Origin of the sequence: Marinovum algicola (assembly GCF_900109145.1) — a bacterium.
Classification (GTDB): Bacteria; Pseudomonadota; Alphaproteobacteria; order Rhodobacterales; family Rhodobacteraceae; genus Marinovum; species Marinovum algicola.
Window position 1 is genome coordinate 59,487 of record NZ_FNYY01000011.1, and the last position, 22,188, is coordinate 81,674.

The window sequence follows — 22,188 nt, forward strand, 5'->3', positions numbered from 1 at the left end:
GCAGGCAGCCGTTTTGGTTCGGGCGCGTCATACGCCCGGCCAGGTGTCAGTCCTGCGAAATCCGGTCAGTTAGGCGAGTACTTTTCTGTTGCCTGTTCTTTGAGAATGAACTTCTGGATCTTGCCCGATGCGGTGCGTGGCATCACGTCGATCACTTCGACGGCCTCGGGCCAGTATTGCTTGGCCACTCCGACATCGGTCATCACCTTGATCAGGTCGTCTAGGTTGAACCCGTCATCTCCGGAAAGGACAACGAAAGCGCAGCCACGTTCGCCCATCCGGGGGTCGGGATAGCCAACGATGGCAGCATCGGCGATACGCGGATCATCATAGAGGATCGACTCGATCTCGACTACGGGAACGTTCTCTCCCCCGCGGATGATGATGTCCTTGGAGCGGCCATCGATGCGGATGTATCCCTCTTCGTCCATATAGGCGAGGTCGCCGCTGTCGAACCATTCCTCCGGGCCGCGTCCGCAAAGACCCGGCCTCTTGTAATAGCCCAGGAACTGCTGCGCGCCACGAAAGTAGAGCCGACCCGTCTCGCCGGTCGGCAAGGGATTGAGGTTCTCGTCCGCGATCAGAAGTTCGACGCCATCCGTGGCCCGTCCGTCCGTGGATGCGGACTTGTCGGCGGATCGCTCAGGTTCGGTCAGCGAACCGGAGAGCGCTTCGGTCATGCCCCAAAGGGACGATACGTTGAGGTCTAGAAGGGTCTTTGCCTTTTGTATGACGACCGGCGGGATCTGGGCGCCGCCGCAGAGGAAGGTGTCCAGCTTGGGCGGTTCGGCCCCGCCTTCGACAACGCGACAGATGTCGGAAAGAAACGGCGTCGCCCCGGCCATGTGGGTCACGCCTTCGCGGCGCATGATCTCGACCGCGGCCGCGCCGTCCCAGACGTCCATCATCGCCATGGTGCTGCCATAGTATAGCGACTGCGCCATGACGGCCGCATAGCCGGTCATGTGACCGAACGGGGTCGAGCCCATGTGCACGTCGTCGGTGTCGAGACCGAAGCGGTCGCCAAGCGACTTGCAGCAGGCGATCAGCGTGTTGAAGCAGTGCATGACGCCCTTCGGCTCACCGGTGGTGCCCGAAGTGTACATCAGCACCGACATTTCGCCCGGATCGATCGGGGTGCCTTCGGAGGCCGGGATTGGTGCCGCAGAGGATTGCATCACCGCCTTGTCGAACGACCGGTCCCCGTCGCCATCGACCACGATGACATGCTTTAGGCTGGGCAGTTCCGGCTGGAGACCGTCCATCATCGCTTCGAAATCATGACCGCGGAAGGTCTTGGGCACGACGATTGCGCGGGCGTCGGCGAAGCCGAGCATGAAGCGCAGTTCCCGTTCGCGGAAGATGTGCATCAGCGGGTTCGGGATCGCCCCGATCCGGCTGAGCGCATAGGCCGAAATCACGAATTCCGCCCAGTTGGGAAGCATGATCCCCACCACGTCGCCCTTGCCGATGCCCATCTGGCGGAATGCTCCGGCGGCCTTGGCCACGGCATCCCCCAACTCTGCATAGCTGTAGGACGCGGCAGGGACGTCATAGCCCGCATCCATGCGGTAGCAGACAAGCGCCGGCTTGTCGGGACTGCGCGCAATCGCTTCTTCCAGCAGATCGTCGAATGTCTTGTCCTGCCACCAACCCTGCTTTCGCATGTTGTCGGAATGGGTCTTCAGGTTGAAATCTAGCGACATGGTCAATCCTCCCTTTGCGCTGGTGGCCTTCCATCCTCCTGAAAGCCGCCGACGAAAGCCGTACTCTAGTTTACAATACAAAACCACATCACATTCGGGAACGTCAAGTACGTTGCTGCCCAAAAGGCGCTCTGCAGGCTTCAGTAGACGAACTTCCCTGCCGGGTGCGTGGCCGAGATGCCGCCGTCCACCGGGATAAGCTGGCCGTCGACATAGGCTGCGTCGTCCGATGCCAGGAATGCGACGACACCCGCCATGTCCTCGACGAAACCGGGACGCTGCATCGGGGTCAATTTGCCCATTCGGTCCATCTTGCCCGCGTTGCGGGCCCAGTCGAACATCGGTTTGGTCAGTCCTGTTTCGGTCAGACCGGGCAGGATCGCGTTGACGCGGACGTTATTGCCGGCAAAGGCGCAGGCGGCCGTCATCGTCAGGTGATTGACGCCGGCCTTGGCTGCGCCATACGCCTCGGTCCCGCCACGTGCGCGCAGCGACCCGGTCGAGGAGTTGAGGATGATGGACCCGCCGCCGTTGGCGATCATGTGCCGACCCGCAAGCTTGCAGGCGACGAAGGCGGTGGTCACGTTGTCGTGGAACATGCCCTCCCACTGCGCAGCGGTCTGCTCAAGGAACGGGGTGACGGAATCCGTGTTGCCGGCGTTGGCGAAAAAGACTTCGAGTCCGCCGAACTCGGCAACGCATTTGTCGATCGCTGCCTGGATGGCGGCCTCGTCCGAGGCATCGGCAATGTGGTAGTCGGCTGTCCCATTGGCCTCTCGGATCAAGCGCGCGGTCTCCATCAGTGGGGCTTCGGTCCGTCCCACAACCAACACCGCCGCACCTTCTTCTGCCAGCCTCAAGGCCGAGGCGCGTCCGATTCCGCTGCCTCCTCCGGTCACGATCGCACGCCGCTTTGCCAGTCTCATCATCCCTGCCATTCCTCCAGCCTTGCAAAAGATCACTCGCCGTATTGTAAGGTACGCAAGATGAAAGTAAACTAGCTAATATATTTCTGAACGGGAGCGCAACGATGGCGGGACAGCTGGATCATATCGGATTGTTCGTGGATGATCTGGATAAGGCAGTCGCCTTCTACCAGCCGCTGCTGGGGCATGGCGCGCCGATCGTGCGCGAGGTGCCGGAACTGGGTCTGCGTCTGGCATTCTTTACTGGGCAGGGTGGTCTCACGATTGAACTGGTCGAAACCAGCGGCAAGAGCGAGATGCGTCACGGGGACGTGGTTGTCGCTTTGGAAGTCGACGATCTTGAGGCCGAGATCGCCCGCCTCAAGGCCGAAGGTGTCACTGTTCATCACCAGAAACCGACCGAAAATCTGCCTCTGCACCGGGGTTGGATCACCAAGGCCGACGGGCACGGCACGATCATCGAACTGTGCCCCAAGGGCGAGGTCACCCGCTTCGTCGCCGGCGCGTGACGGGTTGAGCCAGGGCGCCTTTGCGCAGAGGATGACATCGTGAGTATCGCCACGCCCAAAGGGACCTTGAATTTCCGGCCGGTCGCGGCTTTTCGCGCGGCGGGCGGCCATCTTCTGGAAAACAGCCTCTACCGCAGCGGCGCGTTCGGAGATGTCGACGCCGAGGGCATCGCCGGATTGAAGGCGCTCGGTCTGACGACTGTCTTTGATCTGCGCGCGGTCCGCGAACAGACAATGACACCCTCGCCGATGCTGAATGAGGCGGGGTTTACGATAATGTCCCGTGCACACGACATCCGTCATGGCGATCTCATCGAACTTCTGAAAAGCGAGAACGCGGATGTTGACGCCCTCAAGGGGGCGATGAGTCAGATCTATTTGCGTATGCCGGTCGAGTTTTCCGCCGTTTTCGGAGACGTCTTCCGCGCGCTCATTCAGCGCGGGCCCAAGCTGCTCGTGCACTGCGCCGCCGGCAAGGACCGGACGGGGGTCGTCGTGGCGCTGCTCCTGGATCTTCTGGGGGTCAGCCGTGGCGACATCTTCGCGGATTACCTTCTCACCAACCAAGCGACAGAGGCGCTGGTCGCCAAAATCGACCAGCGTGCCCGCGCCCATGACCTGCCACGAATGGCGCCGGATGTCGCGGTTGCGCTGAGCCAGGCTCATGCCGATCATCTGGAGGCCATGTTCCGCGGTGTCGAAGACAGCTTTGGCACAACCCGTGACTACGCGGTACGCGGCCTCGGGCTCAGCGTCGCCGACATCGAGCGCCTGCAACACCGGCTGGTGGCCTGACGCCGGTGCTGGCCGAACTGACCGCTCAGCCGATCTTGCGGGTCCGGCCTTCCCAGAAAGGGTCACGCAGCACGTTTTTCTGTACCTTTCCGGCGGGGCCGACAGGTAGCGGGTCACTGCGGAAGCTGATCGACTTGGGGCACTTGTAGCTTCCGATCAGGGTCCGGCAATGGGCGATCAGAGCAGCCGAGTCTTCTGTGTGGCCGTCGCGCAGGACGACAATCCCGTGCACCGATTCACCCCATTTCTCGGACGGAATCCCGACGACCGCGGCCTCCTTGACCGAAGGATGGGCATATAGGGCGCGCTCGACCTCGATTGAAAAGACATTCTCGCCTCCGGTCACGATCATGTCCTTTACCCGGTCCGCGACATAGAGATAGCCGTCACCATCCATCTGGCCGGCATCGCCGGAAAACACCCAGCCATCCCGCAGTGTTTCGGCGGTCTGATTCGGTTTGCCCAGATAGTCGTTCATCACGTAGTCCGACCGCATCGCGATTTCGCCGACTTCGCCACGCGGCAGATCCGCGCCCGTCTTCGGATCAACGATGCGGATTTCCACCCCCGGCGCGGCCTGTCCGCAGGACTGGATCCGGTGTGCGGTCGGTCCGTCGAACAGGTGATCCCGCCAGCGCAGCATCGATGCGAAGCCTCCGGTCTCGGTCATCCCGTAGATCTGGTAAAACCGCCAAGTCGGCAGCTTGGTAGACGCCTCCTGCATCAACTGCTTGGGCATCGGCGAGCCGCCGTAGACCAGCGTGGTCAGGCTCGACATGTCGTATTCTTCGAAATCGGGGTGATTGAGCATCATGGTGATCATGGTCGGAACCATGACAGCGTTGGTGACCTTGTGCTTTTGAATCGCGGCCATCATTCCGACCGGATCGAACTTTGGCAGGACGACATGGGTGCCGCCCGCGAGCGTGATGTAAAGCGCCGGATTCGCGGCCGAGAAGTGAAAGAATCCGCCGACATAGGCAAAGCTAAGATCCTCGATGTCCGGCAGCATCGCGAGGTAACCGACAGAAGCCTCTGCCAGCGCCTGATGGGTAAAGGTCACGCCTTTTGGCAGGCCGGTTGTGCCGCCGGTATAGAAGATCGCAAAGACATCGTCGCCGCGACGGTTCGCGTCCTCGCCCGGCGCGGCGCCTGCGATCAGGTCCTCATATGCGAGCATTCCGTCCGGGCAATCGCCCTCTCCGATGTAGATGACGGCCTTGAGCGGAAAGGTGCGGGCCAGCTCTTGTCCCGCCTCGACAAAATCGGTGCCCACGAACAGAATCCGTGCCTGACAGTCTTCTAAGGCATAAGCGTTCTCGGCCGGGGCCCATCTGACGTTCATCGGGGCGAAGCAGCAGCCGGCATGCGGGATGGCGAAGAACAGCTCGACATATCTGTCGTTGTTCATCGACAGGACGGCTGCAGTTTCGCCCGTATTCAATCCGAGACTCCGCAACGCAGAGGACATCCGGGCAATCCTGTCCGCCACTTCGGTCCAGGTCCGGCTGCGGCCTGCGTGTATGGTGGCGACACCCTGCGGTTTCATCGTGACCGCCTGACGTACGAATTGCGTGATCTGCATGTTCCATTCTCCTACCGATCGCAGTCCGGCATCCATCATGCTTGCCGACTTTGCTCATTAATATTAGGATACGTATTGTAAGCTACAAAACAATAAGGAATATGCCGTGCCGGGACCGCTCTCTGACATCAAGATTGTTGAACTGGCCGGGCAGGGACCAGCACCGTTCGCGGGTTCGATACTGGCAGATTTTGGCGCGGACGTCGTTCTGATCGACAGGCCGCCAGGTACAGGTTGGACGTTGGACATACCGCGCAAGTACGATTTCTACATGCGCAACAAACGTTCCGTGGCGCTGGATCTGAAAACTGAGACCGGCCTCGAAACCGCAAAAAGCCTGATCGCCAGCGCTGATGTACTGATCGAAGGCTATCGTCCCGGCGTCGCGGAACGGCTTGGCCTGGGTCCGGACATCTGCCATGCGCTGAACCCCCAGTTGGTTTACGCGCGGATGACCGGATGGGGCCAGGACGGCCCGATGGCGCAGGAGGCGGGGCACGACATCAACTATCTCGCCATGACTGGTGCGTTGTACTCAATGGGTGCGGCCGACCGCAGACCGCCGCCACCGCTGAACCTTGTAGCGGATTTGGGCGGTGGCGGCATGTTCCTGATCGTCGGGGTTCTCACGGCACTGCATGCAGCGCGCAATGGTGCGCCGGGGCAGGTGGTGGACTGTGCGATGGTCGATGGCGTGGCGCAGCTCATGTCGGCATTCCACAGCTTTCGTCAGCAGGGAAGCTGGTCGGCCAACCGCGAGGACAATATCGTCGACGGTGGCGCGCCCTACTATGGCACCTACGAGACCAGCGACGGCAAATACGTTTCGGTCGGGGCGATGGAGCCGAAGTTCTATGACAACCTCGTCGCCGCCCTCGGGCTGGATGCCGACAGCCTGCCTGACCGCAGTGACCGCGCGAACTGGCCCGCGATGCGCCAGACCTTTGCCGACGTCTTCGCGAAGCGTACCCGTGAAGACTGGGTTGCGCACATGACGGGGAAAGAGGCCTGCTTTGCCCCCGTCCTGACGATCGACGAATCCCGGTCGCATCCGCAGATGGCGGCGCGCGGAACCTTCGGTACGCTCGACGGACTGCATGTTCCGGCCCCGGCACCGCGGCTGTCGCGGACCCCGGGTCAGCTCCGAACCGCTGCACCAGAGCCGGGCGAACATACCGCGGAGGTTTTCGCGGACTGGGGTTTGGCCAACGCGACGACAGAACGCGCCTGACTGGTAAGGCAGGTGAAAATATGTTGGCAGAAGAAAACAAATACGCTAATGTACGATCATAAAGCGAATGAGGTCGCGTGACGCGTCTAAGATTCGCAGTGACTTCCGCCAAAAAGGAAGTCGAACCAGCAAGGGAGGAACTATTGATGACATTCAAAAGAACAACAGTGGCGGCAGTGGCGCTCGGTATTGCGGGAATGGGCGCGCCGGCTTCTGCCGACGTGACACTCGGTTTCCTCGGAGATCTAAGCGGCGCAACATCCGCCCTGACGGGCGAAGGCGCTTTCCACGCCATGAGTATGGCGATCGAGGACTTCGGAGGAGAGATCAACGGCGAACAGATCAAGGTGCTCAAGGCCGATCACCTGGGCAAGCCCGACGTGGGCCTTGGCATCGCGCGGGAATGGATCGACCAGCAGGGCGTCAACATGATGACTCCGGTTGACAACTCTGCCGTGGCGCTGGCGATCAGCGACCTGATCCGCGACCGCGACGTCGCCATGTTCACCGGCGCGTCCAACAGCAAGCTGATCAACGAGAACTGCGGTCCTGCTCAGCAGATGATGCTTCTTGATACGACGGCACTGGCCCGTGCGATCACGGTTCCGCAGGTCGAGAGTGGCAAGACCAAATGGTTCTTCATCACAGTTGATTACGCACTCGGCCACGATCTTCAGGCCAAGGGCGAAGCCGGCGTCACGAGCGCGGGCGGCGAAGTCGTCGGGTCGGCCATTCATTCACCGCAGACCACCGATTTCTCGTCGTTCCTGCTGGAAGCGCAGGCCAGCGGTGCCGACACGATCGGCATGGCGACTTTCGGATCCTGGCAGAACGCGATTGCCAAGCAGGCACAGGAATTCGGCGTCGAGGCCAGCCTGTCGCCCTATTACCTGGGTATCACCGACATCAAGTCGACCGGCCTGGACACGTTGCAGAACATCTCGGGCGCGATCCAGTTCTACTGGGACGAAAACGAAGCGACCCGCGCATTCGCCAAGCGCTTCGAGGAAGGCATCGACCATCCGCCGACGTTCACCAACGCCTATTCCTATGAATTCACCCGCCACTATCTGAAGGGTGTCGAGGCCGTCGGCAGCGCCGATGCCAAAGCCGTCGTTGCCTGGATGCGTGACACGCCGATGGAGACGATCCGCGGCGATACCGTAAACCTGCGGGAAGACGGTGCGACGCAGCGTGACGTCCTGACATACAAGACCAAGACGCCGGACCAGAGCACCGGCGACTGGGACTTCCTTGAGCTGACCGGCACCGTGTCGGGTGACACGATAACGACTCCGTTGTCCGAGAGCACCTGCCAGTTCGTGAACAAGAGCTGATTCTATCCCCGCCGGGCCCTGCCGGGGCCCGGCGTCCTCATCCGAACGATCACGATAGCTTCAAATGGGAAACGAAATGAGACAGACGCTTCTGGCTGCTGGTGCAGTGTTGCTTTTCGCCGCCGCTCCGGCCATGTCCGAAATCAAGATCGGGTACCTGGCCGATCTGTCCGGCGCAACTTCGGTGCTGACAGGCGAAAGCGGTTTGCGCGCGGTTGAAATGGCCATCGCCGACGCCGGAGGTATGATCAACGGCGAAGAGATAGACCTGCTGACCGCCGACCACCTTGGCAAACCCGATGTGGGGCTTGGCGTGGCGCGGGAGTGGCTGGATACTGAATCCGTAAATCTGATCCTGAACGCCGACCATTCCGCAGTCGCCCTCGCCATTTCGGAACTGATTGCGGACAAGGACGTGATTTTCCTGGCCAACGCGGTTTCTTCGCGAATGACGAATGAAAGCTGCAAACCCAATCAGCTCGCGATGCTGATGGACAGCTATGGTCTGGCTCGCGGTATCACCAAGCCGCTGGTCGAGGCCGGGCGCGACAGCTGGTTCTTCATCGAGGTCGACTATGCCTTCGGTCATGATCTTGGTTCGACCGGCGCCGCAGCGGTTGAAGAGGCCGGCGGCAATGTCGTCGGATCGGTACGGCATTCGCCGCAGACCACAGATTTCTCGTCTTTCCTGCTCGAGGCGCAGTCGCGTGGCGCGCAGACGATCGGGCTGGCAACCTTCGGATCCTACCAGATCGCGATCGCCAAGCAGGCACAGGAATTCGGCCTCGACATTCCGTTGGCGCCCTTCTTCCTCGGCATCACGGACATCAAGGCTGCAGGTCTTGAAAACGTTCAGAATATCTCGGGCGCGATCCAGTTCTACTGGGACTACAACGACGAAACGCGGGCTTTCGCCAAGCGCTTTCAAGAGGTGTATGACCGCCCTCCGACCTTCACCAATGCAATGCTCTATGAATTCACGCGCCACTATCTCAAGGCCATCGCTACCGTTGGATCGACCGATGCTTCGGACGTCCGTGCATGGATGGGTGAAAACCCGGTGGCGTTGATCGACGGCAGCACCGCGACCATCCGCGAAGACGGACGTGTGCTGCGGCCGATGTATGCCTACACGACGAAGACTCCTGACGAAAGTACGGGAGACTGGGACTACCTGACGATCAGTGGATCGCTGGAGCCGGAATTGACGGCTCTGCCGCTAGATCAGTCCAAATGTGCTCTGGTGCAATAAGCAAGTTGCCGGAGGCACGGCGTGATCTTGCCCGGCCGAAGGTCGAAACATGACGGGACAGGGGGAAAAAGGTGTGAGCACGGCGGCGCTGACAGTCAGAAACATTTCAAAGTCTTTCGGTGCATTCAAGGCCGTGGACGGTGTCGACCTCGATATCGCAACGGGCGAGATCCATGCGATGATCGGTCCGAACGGGGCGGGCAAGACCACCTGCTTCAACCTGCTCACCGGGGATCTGCCACTGACCAACGGTGAAATCCAGCTTCACGGCAAGGTCATATCGGGCCTGGCCACCGACGTGATCGCGCGACAGGGGCTGGTGCGGTCCTACCAGATCTCTTCGATCTTTCCGGATTTCACGGTGCTCAACAACGTGCGCTTCGCGCTGCAGCAGAAACGCGCCTCCAACTTTGATTTCTGGCGGCCAGAGCGGTCGCTGAACACGCTGAACGACCGGGCGATGGAACTGCTGGAGAATCTCGACCTCGATCCATGGGCCGACCACCGCGCGGGAGAACTGCCTTACGGTCGCAAACGCGCGCTGGAAATTGCGACGACGCTTGCGCTCGATCCCAGTGTGCTACTGCTTGACGAGCCGACCAGCGGTATGGGTCGCGAAGATATCGGTCGGGTGACGGACCTGATCCGCAAGGTGGCAGTCGGACGGACCGTGTTGATGGTCGAACACAACCTGTCGGTCGTGCAGGGTCTGTGCGACAAGGTGACGGTGCTTGCCCGCGGTCAGGTGATCGCGCAGGGGACGTACGACGAAGTAGCCAATGATGCTCGTGTCGTCGAAGCCTACCTGGGAGCCGTCCATGCTTGAGATTCGTGACCTGAACGCCTGGTACGGCGAAAGCCACGTGTTGCACGGGCTGGATATGGACATCCCCGAGGGCAAGGTCGTCACCTTGCTGGGCCGCAACGGTGCCGGCAAGACCACGATGATGCGCACGATCATGGGGTTGATGGGCAAGACGACGGGGACGCTGACCTATCAGGGCGTCGACCTGCTAAAACTGCGCCCGGATCAGATTGCGCGCCGCGGCATCGCGCTTTGCCCCGAGGACCGGGCGATTTTCCCGTCGCTTTCCGTGCAGGAAAACCTGTTCCTGCCGCCCATCATCGCCAAGGGAGGGATGGAGATCGACCACATCTACAAGCTTTTTCCCAACATCAGGGAACGCGCGTCGAGCCGCGGAACACAGCTATCGGGCGGGGAACAGCAGATGCTGGCCATCGCGCGCATCCTGCGCACCGGCGCGCGGTTCCTGTTGCTGGATGAACCGACCGAAGGGCTGGCCCCCGTGATCGTCCAGCAGATCGCGCGGACCATCAAGGAGATCAAGGCGCTCGGCTACACTATCCTGCTGGTCGAGCAAAACGCGCGCTTCGTCGAGGACCTCGCCGATATTCACTACCTGATCGAAAACGGTGCGATCGTGGACCGGATGGAGGCGGCGGAGTTCGCTGCCAATATCGACCGCGTCGACAAACTTCTGGGCGTCTGAGGAGACATCATGTTCGATATCAACATCAACCTGATCCTCGGCCAGATGGTGCTGGGCATGGTCAACGGGGTCTTCTACGCCATCCTGTCGCTTGGCCTCGCGATCATCTTCGGCCTGCTTGGTGTCATCAACTTCGCACATGGCGTGTTCTTCATGCTGGGCGCCTTCGCGGCCTACATGCTTGGCGAAACGCTTGGCATCGGATACTGGGGTGCGCTGGTTCTGGTGCCGGTCATGATCGGCGGACTCGGCCTGGTGGTCGAAGTGGTGCTGATACGCCATCTCTACAAGCTCGACCACCTGTACGGGCTGCTTCTGACCCTTGGCCTTGCCCTCTTTGCCGAAGGCGCGATCCGCATCTTCTTTGGACCGCAGGGACTGCCTTACTCCATTCCCGATAACATGCGCGGGGCGGTCAACCTGGGCTTCATGTTCCTGCCCTACTATCGCGCCTGGGTCGTGGTTTTCGGGATCGTACTGTGCTTTGCCACATGGTTCGTGATCGAAATGACACCGCTTGGCGCGAAACTGCGGGCGGCGACGGACAACCCGGCGATGGTGCAGGCCTTCGGAATCAACGTCCCCGTCATGCTGACCCTGACCTATGCGGCAGGCGTGGCCCTTGCCGGGGTCGGCGGCGTGATGGCCGCACCGATCATGTCGGTCGATCCGGCCATGGGCACAAACATCGTCATTGTCGTCTTCGCCGTCGTGGTGATCGGCGGGATGGGATCCATCCTTGGATCCATCCTGACCGGCCTCGGGCTGGGCCTGGTGGAGGGCTTCGCCAAGGCTGTCTTCCCCGAGGCCAGTTCAACCGTGATCTTCGCGGTCATGGTCGTCGTGCTGGTCCTGCGGCCACGTGGGTTGTTCGGGAAGATGGCATGACACAGAGCGATACAACGCCCCACCAGACAGGAGCTGTCCAGACGATGAAAAATGGCATGCCCGAACCGCTCGGCTTTACGTTGCCGCGCGCGATCTTCTTCGCGATTTTCGTGATCTTCGTCATTGTGGCACCGACATTCCTGTACCCGATCTTCCTGATGAAGATCTACTGCTTCATCATCTTCGCGCTCGGCTACAACCTGCTGCTCGGCTACACGGGACTGATGAGTTTCGGCCACGCCGCCTTCTTCGGAATGGGGGGGTATCTGTGCGGTCATGCGGCGACGGACTGGGGTCTGCCGTTCGAATTGGCCGTGCTGACCGGGACGATTTTCTCAACTGCGCTTGGCTATCTTTTTGCCAAGATCGCAATCCGCAGAACCGGAATCTATTTTGCCATGATCACGCTGGCGCTGGCTCAGATGGTCTACTTTATCTGCCTTCAAGCTCCCTTTACGGGTGGCGAAGACGGAATTCAGGCCGTGCCGCGCGGATCGATCCTTGGACTGATCGATCTGAGGAACGATACCGCGCTCTACTGGACGATGGCGGTGATCGTTTTGGCCATGATCATGCTGGTGAACCGAATCGTGCATTCGCCCTTCGGTCAGGTTCTGCGGGCAATCCGCAACAACCCGGTGCGGGCGAAATCACTTGGCTTCGATGTCGACCGTTTCAAGGTCGTGTCCTTCGCGCTGTCGGCTGGTGTGGCGGGTTTCGCCGGGGCACTCAAGACCGTGATCTTCGGTATCGCCACGCTGACTGACGTATCGACTGTCACTTCGACAGAGGTCGTTCTCATCAACCTAGTGGGTGGGATCGGCACGATCTTCGGACCTGTGGTCGGCAGCTTCGTGATCCTGTCACTCGAACATTTCCTGGCACCCTACGGGCCATGGGTGCTGTTCATCCAGGGGATCGTCTTCATGGTTTTCGTGCTGGTTTTCCGGCAGGGTATCGTCGGCGGTCTTCAAAAGGTTCTGCGCAAACAGCTTTAGGGCCGATCAGTCCTGAGGCCCCATCGCGTCGGTATCTCCGTGGATCGACGCGAGGAGGTTCTGTTTCAACTTATCGAGCGTGGCGCCTGCGACATGGAGGTTCTTCATCGGGATGCCGGACAGAACCTGGTCGTTGAAGTCCTTGTTCGCCCGCCAGACCGTCTTGAGAAGTCCGTTCGCGCGGGGCGTCAGGAAGATGCGCTTGACCCGGCGGTCCTTCTTGTCGGCGCGGCGGCGGACAAGACCCGCAACTTCCAGCCTGTCGATCAGCGCGCCAAGCGCAACCTTGCCCACGTCCAGTTCATGCGCGAGTTCAGATTGAGGGAGCCCGTCCTGACGGGTCAGGAAAGCCAAGACCCACCATTGCGACCGGGTAATTCCGTGGGGGCTGAGCCAGCGGTCGAACATCGACCTGCGCAGGCGGGACACGTCATGGATCAGGTAGGCAAAACGTAGTTCATCATCCAGATCGGTGCCCGCCGCCGGCTTGCGTGGCGTGCTCACTTGGCCTTGAACGTCGGCTTGCGACGCTCGGCAAATGCAGTGAGTCCTTCCCAGGCGTCATCGGTCGCGGCCAGTTTGGCCAATGCCTGCGCCTCGTTCTCGAGCTGCGCCTCGAATCCTTCGGTCCGCGCGGACTGGATCGTGCGCTTGATTTCGCCGTACGCCAGAGTCGGTCCCTGGGCGAGTTTCAACGCCAGCTTTTCGGCACTGGCCGTCAGGTCGGCGGCGGGCACGACGTAATCGACAAGGCCTGCGGTCTCGGCCTCTTCTGCCGTCAGGCTTTCGGACAGGAGCAGGAAGCGCTTCGCCCGCGACAGCCCCATCCGGTTCGACAGCGATATGGTCGATCCCGAATCTGCGCAGTAGCCGATCATCGAAAAGGCTGCGGTAAACTTGACGCCTTCGGCGGCAAACAGGAAATCCGACATCGCGGCGAGAGAGACAGAGCCACCCGCCACGTCACCGTGGACCGCGCAGACGATTGGGGCATTCATCTTCTGGAACCGGCCGATTGCCGGGTGGAGCATGGCCGTCCAGTTCAGAACTATGCTGGGCAGGGCACTGCGATCCTTGACGAAAGACTTGATGTCGCCTCCCACGGAAAAGAACCTGCCTTCGGCGGTCAGCAGGACGGCGCGGACTTCGGGATTGGTGGCAAGTTTGACTGACAGGTCGCACAGATCCCGGGCAAAGCTGCCGTCAATCGGATTGCCGCGGTCTGCCTGGGTCAGGACCACGCGGGCAAGCCCGTCCTCGATCCTGCAGGTCAGGGTTTCCATCTTCAGTTCGGTCATGCGATCCTCCCTCGCTATGTATGGGATGTGTCTTCGATCATTCCGTACACAACCATACTATGTGCATACTGAATATATGCAACGACTCTTGTCGCCTCAGTCCGGTTTTGCGAATCCCCTTGCCCTGGCTCGTTCGGCCAGGCTGCCCGTGCTGCGCATCAGGATCTGTGTCCGGTTCTCAAGTTCGATGGCGGCCTGAAGGCTGCCCGCTTCGAGGTTCGCCCACATCCCTCGCTTGGTCATCCAGGTGCCCATCTGGCCGTTTTCGGCGATGGCGCGGGCGAGCGTTTCGGCCTCTGGCATCAAGGCGTCGCTGGCCACGGAACGCAGGGTCAGGCCGATCCGCTCGGCTTCTGCCGCGTCGACCATGCGGCCGGTCAGCATCATTTCGAAGGCGCGGGTGGTGCCGATGGCGCGAGGCAAAAGATAACTGACACCGATGTCGCAACTGGACATGCCGACGCGGATGAAGGCGGAACTGAAACCGGCGGTTTCGCAACCGATCCGTGTATCGCAGGCCAGCGCCAGGCCCAGACCCGCCCCGGCGGCCGCGCCGTTGACTGCGGCGACGGTTGGCTGCGGTATGGCGCGCAGGCGGGTGACGAGGGTCGCGAACTTCTCCTGTCGGCCCATCCAGAAGGCGGTTTCGTCGCCCTCGGCCTCGACACCGGCCAGCGAGAGGTCGAAGCCCGCGCAGAACCCTTTGCCCGCGCCCGTCACGATCACGACACGTGCGTCAGATCGGGCAACGCTTTCCAGCGCATCCAGAAACTCGTCCACCATCTCGTCGGTCAGCGCATTGCGCTTGGCGGGCCGGTTCAGAGTGAGAGTCGCGATCTGATCCGAAGTTTCGAGGAGGACATCGCTCATCTGCCCTGCTTTTCCTTTTCCTGAGATGCCTTCAGAGCCGCGCGGGCGTTTTCCCAGTCGTCGTCTGTCATTTTTGACATTTCTGCAAAGGTTGAATGAGCCGTAAGTCTGTGGCCGCCATCAATCGGGATCGTGGTTCCGTTGATATAGGAACACTCGTCCAGCATCAGGAAGGTAAGGATCGTGCGAAGCTCGTCCATCTCGCCGAAGCGGCGCATGGGAACCATGTCCGGCTGTGTCGCACCAAAGGACGCGCCTGGGATCGGGTTGAGCTTTTCCCAAGCGTTTTCAGTCGGGAACGGTCCGGGGGCGACGGCATTCAGCCGGATTCCCTTGGGTCCCCATTCAGCGGCCAGAGACATGGTCATGGCATGGATCGCCGTTTTCGCCATTGCGCAGGGCACAACATATGCGGAACCCGAAAACACCCAGGTCACGAGGTTCGAAATCACCGTGCCGTTCAGCCCGTCGGCGATCCAGCGCTTGCCGCAGGCGTGGGTTGCGTAGAAGCTGCCGTCCATCACAGTGGCGCGCACGGCATCGTAGGCGCGGTGAGAAATCGACTCGGTCGGCGCGATAAAGTTCGCGCCTGCGTTATTGACCAGCCCGGTCAATGGGCCGCTTTCCCAGATGTCGCCGATCATTGCATCCACCGCCTCGGCGTCGCGGATGTTGACGACGCGGTATTCCGCCGTCCCGCCAGAGCGTTCGGCAATTTCCTTGCAGGCCTCGTCCAGCACCGCTTCCCGGCGGCCGCAGATCACGATATGGGCGCCATGGCTGGCGAACCCTACCGACATTTCCTTACCCAGCCCGGTACCACCACCGGTCACCAGGATTTTCTTGCCTTTCAGGACATCTTCGCGAAACGGGCTCATCCGATCCTCCCTAATGAATTGCGCCGAGAGTAGCCTCAACTAAAAGCGAAGTATACCATATCGTACGCAAGATTACGAAAAAATCAGTCAGGGTGTGGTTCGGGCTTGCATAGATTTGCTAGCTTACTATCATCCTGCGCACGAGATAACGGGCAGGAGGAGCCGAAGTTATGACACAGATACCGGACATGAAGAACTTTCGCGTCGAACCGGTCGGGGACGGCATCCTCCACCTGGCCTTCGATATGCCCGGCCGGACGATGAATGTCTTCACAAACGAAGCGATCCACGAGGTTGAAGCATTCGCGGAGTGGCTCAGGACCTCTGACGTGGCGGGCGTGGTGATCTATTCCGGCAAGCAGACGGCCTTCTGTGCCGGCGCCGATCTGACCGAACTCTCCAGCGCCTACGACATGATCATGGCCGCGCCGGAGGCAGAGCGGGATGACCTGACGGTGGCCCATTTCTCGCCGATCGGGCGGGGCTTTCGCAAGCTAGAGACGGCGGGGAAACCGGTGGCGGTTGCGCTCGCCGGACTGGCGCTCGGTGGCGGTTGCGAGCTTGCTCTGGCCTGTCATTACCGCGTCATGACGGATGATCCGGGCACGCAGATCGGCTTGCCGGAGTCGCTCGTGGGTCTTCTGCCGGGCGGCGGCGGGACGCAGCGCCTGCCGCGCCTGACGGGGGTCGAGGGATCGCTTGGCGTGCTGCTGGAAGGCGCGCGTTTCGGTGCGAAGGAGGCCGTGGCCGCCGGGGCCGCCCATGAAGTCGTCCCGCCGGGGCAGGAGATCGCAGCAGCCGAGGCATGGATCCGCTCCCGGCCAGATGCCTCGCAACCCTGGGACCGTGAGGACTGGATTGACCCTACGCGAGACGAGGTCCTGGCCGTCACCGGCCCGACCCGCGAGAATGCCCTGAAGAAGACCGGCGGTCATTTTCCTGCCGAACTGGCGATCCTGGACTGTTTGGACAACGGCGTCCCGGTCCCGATGGATCAGGGCATCGTCGCCGAGGTCGAGGCCTTCAAGCACCTCGTCCAGCGGATCGAACCGCGCAACATGATCGCTGTCCGTTTCCTTGGCCGGGTAGACTATGACAAGGCGCGCCGGAAAGAGGCGTTGCCGGACGGGCTTGATGCCTTTGGCGAGGAGGTGAAGGCCGCGATGCAAGGCAAGGCCGCCGAACTCGGCGACGCCGGATCCGCCGCTCTGCACTTTGCGGGCATCGGGGCAGATTATACCGGCGATGCCGCCTCCGCGCAGATCATCGCGGACCGCAAACCTCAGTGGTTCGTCCAGCCGCAGGGGGCCATCGAGAAGGCGGCGCTGGAGATCGTTCAGGCAGGGGCTGCCGTGGCGCGAGACAAGGGTCAGGGCTTTGACGCAAAACACCGTAACCTGATCGACTATCATTGCCAGCAGGCGGCGGGCTATCCGGTCTACCTCGGCGGGCCGTTCACCTTTCTCGACCTCTACGGGGTCTGACTTTACAGCATCTCGCGAAGCGCGCGGCGGAGCAGCTTGCCCGTCGCGCTCATCGGCAAGCCGTCCACCACCCGGATCTCGCGCGGGTGCTTGATCCGGCCAAGCCGCTCCTCGATATGCGGGGTCAGCCGGGCAACGATGTCGGTTTCTCCCGCGACGGGAACAACGAAGGCTACGGGCCGCTCTTCGAACTGCGGGTCCGGCACGCCGACGACGCCGCATTCGGCAATGAAATCGGCTTCCTCGATCACCGCTTCGATCTCCTGCGGATAGACGTTCACACCACCCGAGATGATCATGTCGTCGCCCCGGTCGGTGAGGTAGAGATACCCTTCCGCATCTACACGGCCGACATCGCCAAAGCTCTGCCATCCCTGTTTCGAGGTCTTGGCGTCGGTCTTTTCGGGCGCGTTGTGATAGCTGAACCGGGGCATGCCGGAAAAGAACACGCGGCCAGTTTCGCCGGGCGGAAGCTCTTCGTCATCGGGCCCGAGGATGTGCAGCGTGCCCTTGTAGGCGCGGCCCGCGGATCCGGGACGTTTTTCCCATTCGTCGCTGTCGATCCGGGTCAGGCCAACGCCTTCGGAGCCGGAGTAATACTCCTGCAGGATCGGCCCCCACCAGTCGGTCATCGCGCGTTTCAACGCGGGGGTACAGGGGGCGGCACCATGAATGGCGCGGGTGTGGTGCCGACCGCGATAGGCGCCACGGACGTCTTCGGGCAGGTCGAGCATCCGGCGGAACATTGTCGGCACCCATTGGCTCAGCGTCAGGTCATGCGCATCGATCAGATGCAAAGCGCGGGCGGCGTCGAATTTGCGCATGACGACGGCAAGGCCACCGACCGCCGTCACCGCCAATGCGAACCGGAGGGAGGCGGCGTGGTACATCGGTGCAGTCTGAAGATACCGCACGTCGGGTGTCAGATCGAAGAGCGACACCAGATCGCCGGCGAATGTGGGCAACCGGTCCGTGTCATCGGGTGCGGGCAGGGGGCGCAGTATGCCCTTTGGCGCGCCGGTCGTGCCGGAGGAATACATCATCAGCCCGCCGGGCACTTCGTCCGCGCGGGGAGTATCGGGAAGGTTGGTCAGCTCTGGCTCCCACGGGGGGACGCCGTCAATCTTGCCGCCGAGCGAGCGGAAGGTCACATCGGGACAGAGCCCGGGCAGCGCGGCGGCAACCTTGGCAAAATCGGCGTGAGCTGACACCACCTGCGCGCCGCAATCGGCGATGATATACGCGACCTCGGGCGGGGTCAGCGTGGTGGGCAACGGGGTGAGGTAGACGCCCGACCGCCAGGCAGCCCAGCACAGGGCAATGGCGTCGGACGTATTCCCGGCGAGCATGGCGACATGATCCCCCCGCCGCAGGCCGAAACCGTGAATTGCGTGGGCAAGAACATTGGCTCGTGCTTCCAGGGCTGCATAGCTGATCGCGCCCGAGCCGTCGATCAGCAACGCCTGACGGTTCGGATCCCGCTGCGCCCAGTCTCTGAGTCCCGGATGCATCAGATGTCTCCCATGACGCGGTTCAGGTTCTGTGCCCCCCCGGCATCATGGGTCGTGGCTACATTGGTGGAGGTGGCGATGACGACGGGCTTGTCCTTCACCGTCAGGGTGGCCCGCCAGACGATCAGGGTCCGGCCCTTGCGCATCAGCTCGCATTCCGCTTCGACCCAGTCGCCCAACACGGCCGGGCGCAGATACTCCAGCGACAGAGACGCCGTCGGCACGGAGGTCTCGCGCAGGTCAGCGGCGACACGCATGCTGTAGGCGCACATGTCCGCGAACGTCGCAAGCATGCCGCCGTGGCACGTCCCATGCGCATTGATGTGGCGTTGCGCGACGCGAAAACCCATGCGCATTCCGTCGCCGTTTCGCTTGCCGTAGAGCGTGCCAAGAAGGCTTTCGAAATGTCCAATCGGCGGCATCGGGATAAATCCCTCGGGAGCGCCGTCGTGAGCGCCGTCGCTGATCAGTTCGTGCGGGGTCATGTCGCGTGCCATCACAGGTTCCTCGAAATCAGTTCCTTCATGATCTCGGAGGTGCCGCCATAGATGCGCTGGACCCGTGCGTCGGCGTAGAGGCGGCAGATCTCGTATTCTCTCATGAAGCCGTAGCCGCCGTGGAGCTGCACGCAGGCATCCACCACGCGGCCCTGCATCTCTGTCACCCAGTACTTGGCCATCGACGCTTCGTAGGTCGACAGCTCCTTGTTCAGATGTCGGACGATGCACTGGTCGACGAAGGCCCAGCCCACGGTCAGGTCGGTCTTGAGTTCGGCCAATTTGTAGCGGGTATTCTGATAGCTGGCGACTGGCTGGCCGAAGGTGTGGCGTTCCCGCGTATATTCGACCGTCAGGTCGTAGGCCTTCTGTGCCGCGGCAAGCGAGGTGACGGCAATGATCAGCCGTTCCTGCGGGAGTTCGCTCATCAGGATCGACATCGCCGCGCCCTCGGCGCCGAGCGTATTGGCGACGGGGACACGCACATCGGTGAAAGAGAGTTCCGAGGTGTCGGCGCTGGTCTGCCCAAGCTTGTCGAGGTTCCGGCCGCGGCTGTAGCCTGCCGTGTCCGTTTCGATCACGATGAGGGACATGTTGCCCGACCCGCGCCCTTCCTGTGTGCGACAGACGGTGATTACGATATCGGCGTGCTGTCCGTTCGAGATGAAGGTCTTGGCGCCGTTAATGATCCAGTCGTCGCCATCCCGGACCGCACGGGTGCGGATGCCCTGAAGGTCCGACCCGGTGCCGGGTTCGCTCATCGCGATGGCGCAGACGATCGATCCGTCGACCATGCCGGGCAGCCAGCGTTCCTTCTGCTCGGGTGTCGCATGCGCCAGCAAGTAGCCCAGGCAGACATCCGAATGGACCGATGCATCGGCGGCGGGCCCCATGAAACCGGAGTAGGCAAGCTCTTCTGCCACAACCGTATGCATCCGGAAATCCGCGCCCAGCCCGCCGTAATCTTCGGGAGTCGAGGGGCACAGGAAACCGGTCCGGCCAATCGCATCCCAGTAGGAGCGGTCGACGATCCCCGCTTTTTCCCAAGCGTCGAAATGCGGCGCGACCTCGGCCGATACGAAGCGACGCAGGCTGTCCCGCAGCTGCGCGTGATCGTCGTCATAGACGGCGCGGTTTGGTAGCATGGGTGATCCTCCCGGCGGCAGGCGGCGAAAACGCCGCCCGTTAATTAGTTCGCAACAGGACCATAAGCTACCATATCAGTATTACAACACAGAAATGCGCGGCGCCGGTGTGCCGGGGATCTCTTCCTCTTCGTCCTGCTCTGCGGCCAGGGCGATCAGGTTCTGCTTCATCGCGTACAGAGTTCGCGAGGTCAGCTCCAGATCCTCGCGCGAGACGCCTTCGAGAATTCGGGAATTGAATGAATCAGTGACCGGTCCGATCTTCTTGATCAACAGGCGCGCCTTGTCGGTCAAGAACACCCGCTTGACCCGTCGGTCCTTCGCGTCGGGGCGGCGCTCGACGAAGCCTGATGTTTGCAGGCGATCTATCAGGGATCCGAGCGCCACCTTGCCGACGTCAAGTTCATGCGCGAGCTGGGTCTGCGGGAGGCCGTCATTGCGCGAGATGAAGGCGAGAACCCACCACTGCGACCGTGTAATCCCCATGGGCGATAATTCCCGGTCGAAAGAGACGCGCCGCAGGCGCGAAACATCATGTATGAGGTACCCCAGGCGTAGATCCCATGATCTTGTATCGTTCATTCTACCGCTCCAATTATTCCGCACTGCAGAAATTAGCAAGACTTCGACTTTGTTCGCTTACATATATTTAACTTGGATCAATGTAAGAAGGTACGTTTTCTTTCTCGCTGCGTCATTTTGATCGTCGATGTGTCGAGGTATGCACATATGACAGGCTTTACATATTTCTTACGCGTGCGTACCGTACGTACGGTTAACAAATTGCGGAAGAGGGGGTCCCAATGCCCAAATCCAACAAGGTGATCGTCAGCTGTGCCATCACCGGCTCGATTCACACGCCGACCATGTCGCCGCACCTGCCACTGACGGCGGATCAGATCGCCGAACAGGCGATCGGCGCTGCCGAGGCCGGGGCCGCGATCCTGCATCTGCACGCCCGCAACCCCGAGGACGGCTCGCCGAGCCAGGAACCCAAGCACTACAACCTGTTCCTGCCGCGCATCAAACAAAGCTGCAATGCGGTGGTTAACATCACCACCGGCGGCGGACTGGGCATGACCCTCGACCAGCGACTCGCCGCGGCGAAATGGGCCCAGCCCGAGGTCGCTTCGATGAACATGGGGTCGCTCAACTTCAATATCTCGGGCGCGGCGGCCAAGATCACCGATTTCAAACAGCCCTGGGAACAGCCCTATCTGGAGATGACCAAGGACTTCATTCTGTCGAACACATTCACCCAGATCGAACGCGGTATCACCGAGCTGAGCGAGAACGGGTCCAAGTTCGAGTTCGAGTGTTACGACATCGGCCACCTCTACAACCTCGCCCACTTTGTCGACCGCGGTCTGGTAAAGCCGCCGTTCTTCGTTCAGGGGGTCTTCGGCATCCTTGGCGGGATCGCACCCGAGATGGAGCATCTGCTGCACATGCGTTCAACCGCCGACCGCCTGTTCGGAGAGGACTACTACTTCTCCTGCCTCGGGGCCGGGCGGCACCAGATGCCCTTTGCCACGATCAACGCCCTTCGCGGGGGTCACGTGCGTGTCGGGCTTGAGGACTCCATCTACATTTCCAAAGGGGAACTTGCTGAATCCAATGCCGATCAGGTGGCGAAGGTCATTCGTATTCTCAAGGAACTGTCGATCGAGGTCGCGACCCCCGATGAAGCGCGCGAGATGCTCGAGCTGAAGGGCGCGGACAACGTGGCGTTCTGACGGGATTGCCTTGGCTGGAGAATGGAACGGG

The 22,188-nt window shown here is 61.4% G+C and carries 22 protein-coding genes; 11 read left to right on the forward strand and 11 right to left on the reverse strand.

The features are described 5' to 3' along the window. Positions 1 to 65 precede the first annotated feature (65 nt). Both BMW90_RS15370 and BMW90_RS15375 read right to left on the reverse strand, forming a co-directional pair. Positions 66 to 1,706 (reverse strand): AMP-binding protein, encoded by a 1,641-nt coding sequence (locus BMW90_RS15370; RefSeq protein WP_074837352.1) that lies wholly within the window; start codon positions 1,704 to 1,706, stop codon positions 66 to 68. Positions 1,707 to 1,846: 140 nt separating this feature from the next. Further along, entirely contained in the window at positions 1,847 to 2,635 is a 789-nt protein-coding gene (locus tag BMW90_RS15375; protein WP_074837353.1) for an SDR family NAD(P)-dependent oxidoreductase, read from the reverse strand. A 101-nt stretch (positions 2,636 to 2,736) separates the two neighbouring features. On the opposite strand from BMW90_RS15375, the gene BMW90_RS15380 reads away from it, so the two are divergent. Next, positions 2,737 to 3,141 (forward strand): VOC family protein, encoded by a 405-nt coding sequence (locus BMW90_RS15380; protein ID WP_074837354.1) that lies wholly within the window; start codon positions 2,737 to 2,739, stop codon positions 3,139 to 3,141. 39 nt (positions 3,142 to 3,180) lie between these two features. Further along, entirely contained in the window at positions 3,181 to 3,936 is a 756-nt protein-coding gene (locus BMW90_RS15385) for a tyrosine-protein phosphatase (RefSeq protein ID WP_170850559.1), read from the forward strand. A 25-nt stretch (positions 3,937 to 3,961) separates the two neighbouring features. Here BMW90_RS15385 and BMW90_RS15390 read toward each other — a convergent pair whose 3' ends face one another. Next, positions 3,962 to 5,521 (reverse strand): AMP-binding protein, encoded by a 1,560-nt coding sequence (locus BMW90_RS15390; RefSeq protein ID WP_074837356.1) that lies wholly within the window; start codon positions 5,519 to 5,521, stop codon positions 3,962 to 3,964. A gap of 106 nt (positions 5,522 to 5,627) precedes the next feature. Here BMW90_RS15390 and BMW90_RS15395 point away from each other — a divergent pair, with 106 nt between their 5' ends. The 7 genes from BMW90_RS15395 (at position 5,628) to BMW90_RS15425 (ending at position 12,738) form a co-directional block, all read left to right on the forward strand. Further along, positions 5,628 to 6,752 (forward strand): CaiB/BaiF CoA transferase family protein, encoded by a 1,125-nt coding sequence (locus BMW90_RS15395; protein WP_074837357.1) that lies wholly within the window; start codon positions 5,628 to 5,630, stop codon positions 6,750 to 6,752. A gap of 146 nt (positions 6,753 to 6,898) precedes the next feature. After that, positions 6,899 to 8,089, forward strand: coding sequence for an ABC transporter substrate-binding protein (locus tag BMW90_RS15400; RefSeq protein WP_074837358.1), 1,191 nt, complete (start codon positions 6,899 to 6,901; stop codon positions 8,087 to 8,089). Between the two features lie 76 nt (positions 8,090 to 8,165). Next, entirely contained in the window at positions 8,166 to 9,341 is a 1,176-nt protein-coding gene (locus tag BMW90_RS15405; RefSeq protein ID WP_074837359.1) for an ABC transporter substrate-binding protein, read from the forward strand. Positions 9,342 to 9,390: 49 nt separating this feature from the next. Beyond that, positions 9,391 to 10,167, forward strand: a complete 777-nt coding sequence (locus BMW90_RS15410; RefSeq protein ID WP_074837360.1) for an ABC transporter ATP-binding protein — start codon at positions 9,391 to 9,393, stop codon at positions 10,165 to 10,167. Beyond that, positions 10,160 to 10,852: an ABC transporter ATP-binding protein gene (locus BMW90_RS15415; protein ID WP_074837361.1), complete on the forward strand. Its 693-nt coding sequence runs from the start codon at positions 10,160 to 10,162 to the stop codon at positions 10,850 to 10,852. Before BMW90_RS15410 ends, BMW90_RS15415 begins: the two co-directional genes overlap by 8 nt. Positions 10,853 to 10,861: 9 nt before the next feature. Continuing rightward, complete coding sequence (locus BMW90_RS15420; protein WP_074837362.1) at positions 10,862 to 11,740, forward strand: branched-chain amino acid ABC transporter permease; 879 nt, start codon at positions 10,862 to 10,864, stop codon at positions 11,738 to 11,740. Further along, a complete protein-coding gene (locus BMW90_RS15425) occupies positions 11,737 to 12,738 on the forward strand; it encodes a branched-chain amino acid ABC transporter permease (protein ID WP_074837363.1) in 1,002 nt (333 codons plus the stop codon). Before BMW90_RS15420 ends, BMW90_RS15425 begins: the two co-directional genes overlap by 4 nt. A 6-nt stretch (positions 12,739 to 12,744) precedes the next feature. Here the strand turns inward: BMW90_RS15425 and BMW90_RS15430 are convergent, their stop codons facing one another. The 4 genes from BMW90_RS15430 to BMW90_RS15445 form a co-directional block, all read right to left on the reverse strand. Beyond that, entirely contained in the window at positions 12,745 to 13,242 is a 498-nt protein-coding gene (locus BMW90_RS15430; RefSeq protein WP_074837364.1) for a MarR family winged helix-turn-helix transcriptional regulator, read from the reverse strand. Further along, positions 13,239 to 14,036, reverse strand: a complete 798-nt coding sequence (locus BMW90_RS15435) for an enoyl-CoA hydratase/isomerase family protein (RefSeq protein WP_083416074.1) — start codon at positions 14,034 to 14,036, stop codon at positions 13,239 to 13,241. Before BMW90_RS15435 ends, BMW90_RS15430 begins: the two co-directional genes overlap by 4 nt. 96 nt (positions 14,037 to 14,132) lie before the next feature. Beyond that, entirely contained in the window at positions 14,133 to 14,906 is a 774-nt protein-coding gene (locus BMW90_RS15440; protein ID WP_074837365.1) for an enoyl-CoA hydratase/isomerase family protein, read from the reverse strand. After that, a complete protein-coding gene (locus BMW90_RS15445) occupies positions 14,903 to 15,784 on the reverse strand; it encodes an SDR family oxidoreductase (RefSeq protein WP_074837366.1) in 882 nt (293 codons plus the stop codon). Before BMW90_RS15445 ends, BMW90_RS15440 begins: the two co-directional genes overlap by 4 nt. Positions 15,785 to 15,972: 188 nt before the next feature. Here BMW90_RS15445 and BMW90_RS15450 point away from each other — a divergent pair, with 188 nt between their 5' ends. Then, on the forward strand, positions 15,973 to 17,268 hold the full coding sequence (locus tag BMW90_RS15450; RefSeq protein WP_074837367.1) for an enoyl-CoA hydratase-related protein: 1,296 nt from the start codon (positions 15,973 to 15,975) through the stop codon (positions 17,266 to 17,268). 2 nt (positions 17,269 to 17,270) lie between these two features. Here the strand turns inward: BMW90_RS15450 and BMW90_RS15455 are convergent, their stop codons facing one another. From BMW90_RS15455 to BMW90_RS15470, 4 genes are all read right to left on the reverse strand, one after another. Beyond that, entirely contained in the window at positions 17,271 to 18,779 is a 1,509-nt protein-coding gene (locus BMW90_RS15455) for an AMP-binding protein (RefSeq protein WP_074837368.1), read from the reverse strand. Beyond that, on the reverse strand, positions 18,779 to 19,276 hold the full coding sequence (locus tag BMW90_RS15460; protein WP_074837369.1) for a PaaI family thioesterase: 498 nt from the start codon (positions 19,274 to 19,276) through the stop codon (positions 18,779 to 18,781). The genes BMW90_RS15455 and BMW90_RS15460 overlap by 1 nt, the downstream gene beginning before the upstream one ends. Then, positions 19,276 to 20,421, reverse strand: a complete 1,146-nt coding sequence (locus BMW90_RS15465; RefSeq protein ID WP_074837370.1) for an acyl-CoA dehydrogenase family protein — start codon at positions 20,419 to 20,421, stop codon at positions 19,276 to 19,278. Before BMW90_RS15465 ends, BMW90_RS15460 begins: the two co-directional genes overlap by 1 nt. Before the next feature lie 81 nt (positions 20,422 to 20,502). Beyond that, on the reverse strand, positions 20,503 to 21,003 hold the full coding sequence (locus BMW90_RS15470) for a MarR family winged helix-turn-helix transcriptional regulator (RefSeq protein ID WP_074837371.1): 501 nt from the start codon (positions 21,001 to 21,003) through the stop codon (positions 20,503 to 20,505). A gap of 221 nt (positions 21,004 to 21,224) precedes the next feature. Between BMW90_RS15470 and BMW90_RS15475 the strand changes: the two genes are divergently transcribed. Next, complete coding sequence (locus BMW90_RS15475) at positions 21,225 to 22,157, forward strand: 3,5-dioxohexanoate:acetyl-CoA acetone transferase (RefSeq protein WP_074837372.1); 933 nt, start codon at positions 21,225 to 21,227, stop codon at positions 22,155 to 22,157. The last annotated feature ends 31 nt before the right edge of the window (positions 22,158 to 22,188 follow it).

Excerpts from the sequence above, each read along its gene's own strand:
- BMW90_RS15435 (WP_083416074.1), bottom strand. The coding sequence starts at position 14,036 with ATGACCGAACTGAAGATGGAAACCCTGACCTGCAGGATCGAGGACGGG.
- BMW90_RS15440 (WP_074837365.1), bottom strand. The coding sequence starts at position 14,906 with ATGAGCGATGTCCTCCTCGAAACTTCGGATCAGATCGCGACTCTCACT.
- BMW90_RS15470 (WP_074837371.1), bottom strand. The coding sequence starts at position 21,003 with ATGAACGATACAAGATCATGGGATCTACGCCTGGGGTACCTCATACAT.
- BMW90_RS15415 (WP_074837361.1), top strand. The coding sequence starts at position 10,160 with ATGCTTGAGATTCGTGACCTGAACGCCTGGTACGGCGAAAGCCACGTG.
- BMW90_RS15425 (WP_074837363.1), top strand. The coding sequence starts at position 11,737 with ATGACACAGAGCGATACAACGCCCCACCAGACAGGAGCTGTCCAGACG.
- BMW90_RS15420 (WP_074837362.1), top strand. The coding sequence starts at position 10,862 with ATGTTCGATATCAACATCAACCTGATCCTCGGCCAGATGGTGCTGGGC.
- BMW90_RS15445 (WP_074837366.1), bottom strand. The coding sequence starts at position 15,784 with ATGAGCCCGTTTCGCGAAGATGTCCTGAAAGGCAAGAAAATCCTGGTG.
- BMW90_RS15380 (WP_074837354.1), top strand. The coding sequence starts at position 2,737 with ATGGCGGGACAGCTGGATCATATCGGATTGTTCGTGGATGATCTGGAT.
- BMW90_RS15405 (WP_074837359.1), top strand. The coding sequence starts at position 8,166 with ATGAGACAGACGCTTCTGGCTGCTGGTGCAGTGTTGCTTTTCGCCGCC.
- BMW90_RS15390 (WP_074837356.1), bottom strand. The coding sequence starts at position 5,521 with ATGCAGATCACGCAATTCGTACGTCAGGCGGTCACGATGAAACCGCAG.
- BMW90_RS15460 (WP_074837369.1), bottom strand. The coding sequence starts at position 19,276 with ATGGCACGCGACATGACCCCGCACGAACTGATCAGCGACGGCGCTCAC.
- BMW90_RS15375 (WP_074837353.1), bottom strand. The coding sequence starts at position 2,635 with ATGATGAGACTGGCAAAGCGGCGTGCGATCGTGACCGGAGGAGGCAGC.
- BMW90_RS15465 (WP_074837370.1), bottom strand. The coding sequence starts at position 20,421 with ATGCTACCAAACCGCGCCGTCTATGACGACGATCACGCGCAGCTGCGG.
- BMW90_RS15475 (WP_074837372.1), top strand. The coding sequence starts at position 21,225 with ATGCCCAAATCCAACAAGGTGATCGTCAGCTGTGCCATCACCGGCTCG.
- BMW90_RS15455 (WP_074837368.1), bottom strand. The coding sequence starts at position 18,779 with ATGCATCCGGGACTCAGAGACTGGGCGCAGCGGGATCCGAACCGTCAG.
- BMW90_RS15400 (WP_074837358.1), top strand. The coding sequence starts at position 6,899 with ATGACATTCAAAAGAACAACAGTGGCGGCAGTGGCGCTCGGTATTGCG.
- BMW90_RS15450 (WP_074837367.1), top strand. The coding sequence starts at position 15,973 with ATGAAGAACTTTCGCGTCGAACCGGTCGGGGACGGCATCCTCCACCTG.
- BMW90_RS15370 (WP_074837352.1), bottom strand. The coding sequence starts at position 1,706 with ATGTCGCTAGATTTCAACCTGAAGACCCATTCCGACAACATGCGAAAG.
- BMW90_RS15410 (WP_074837360.1), top strand. The coding sequence starts at position 9,391 with ATGACGGGACAGGGGGAAAAAGGTGTGAGCACGGCGGCGCTGACAGTC.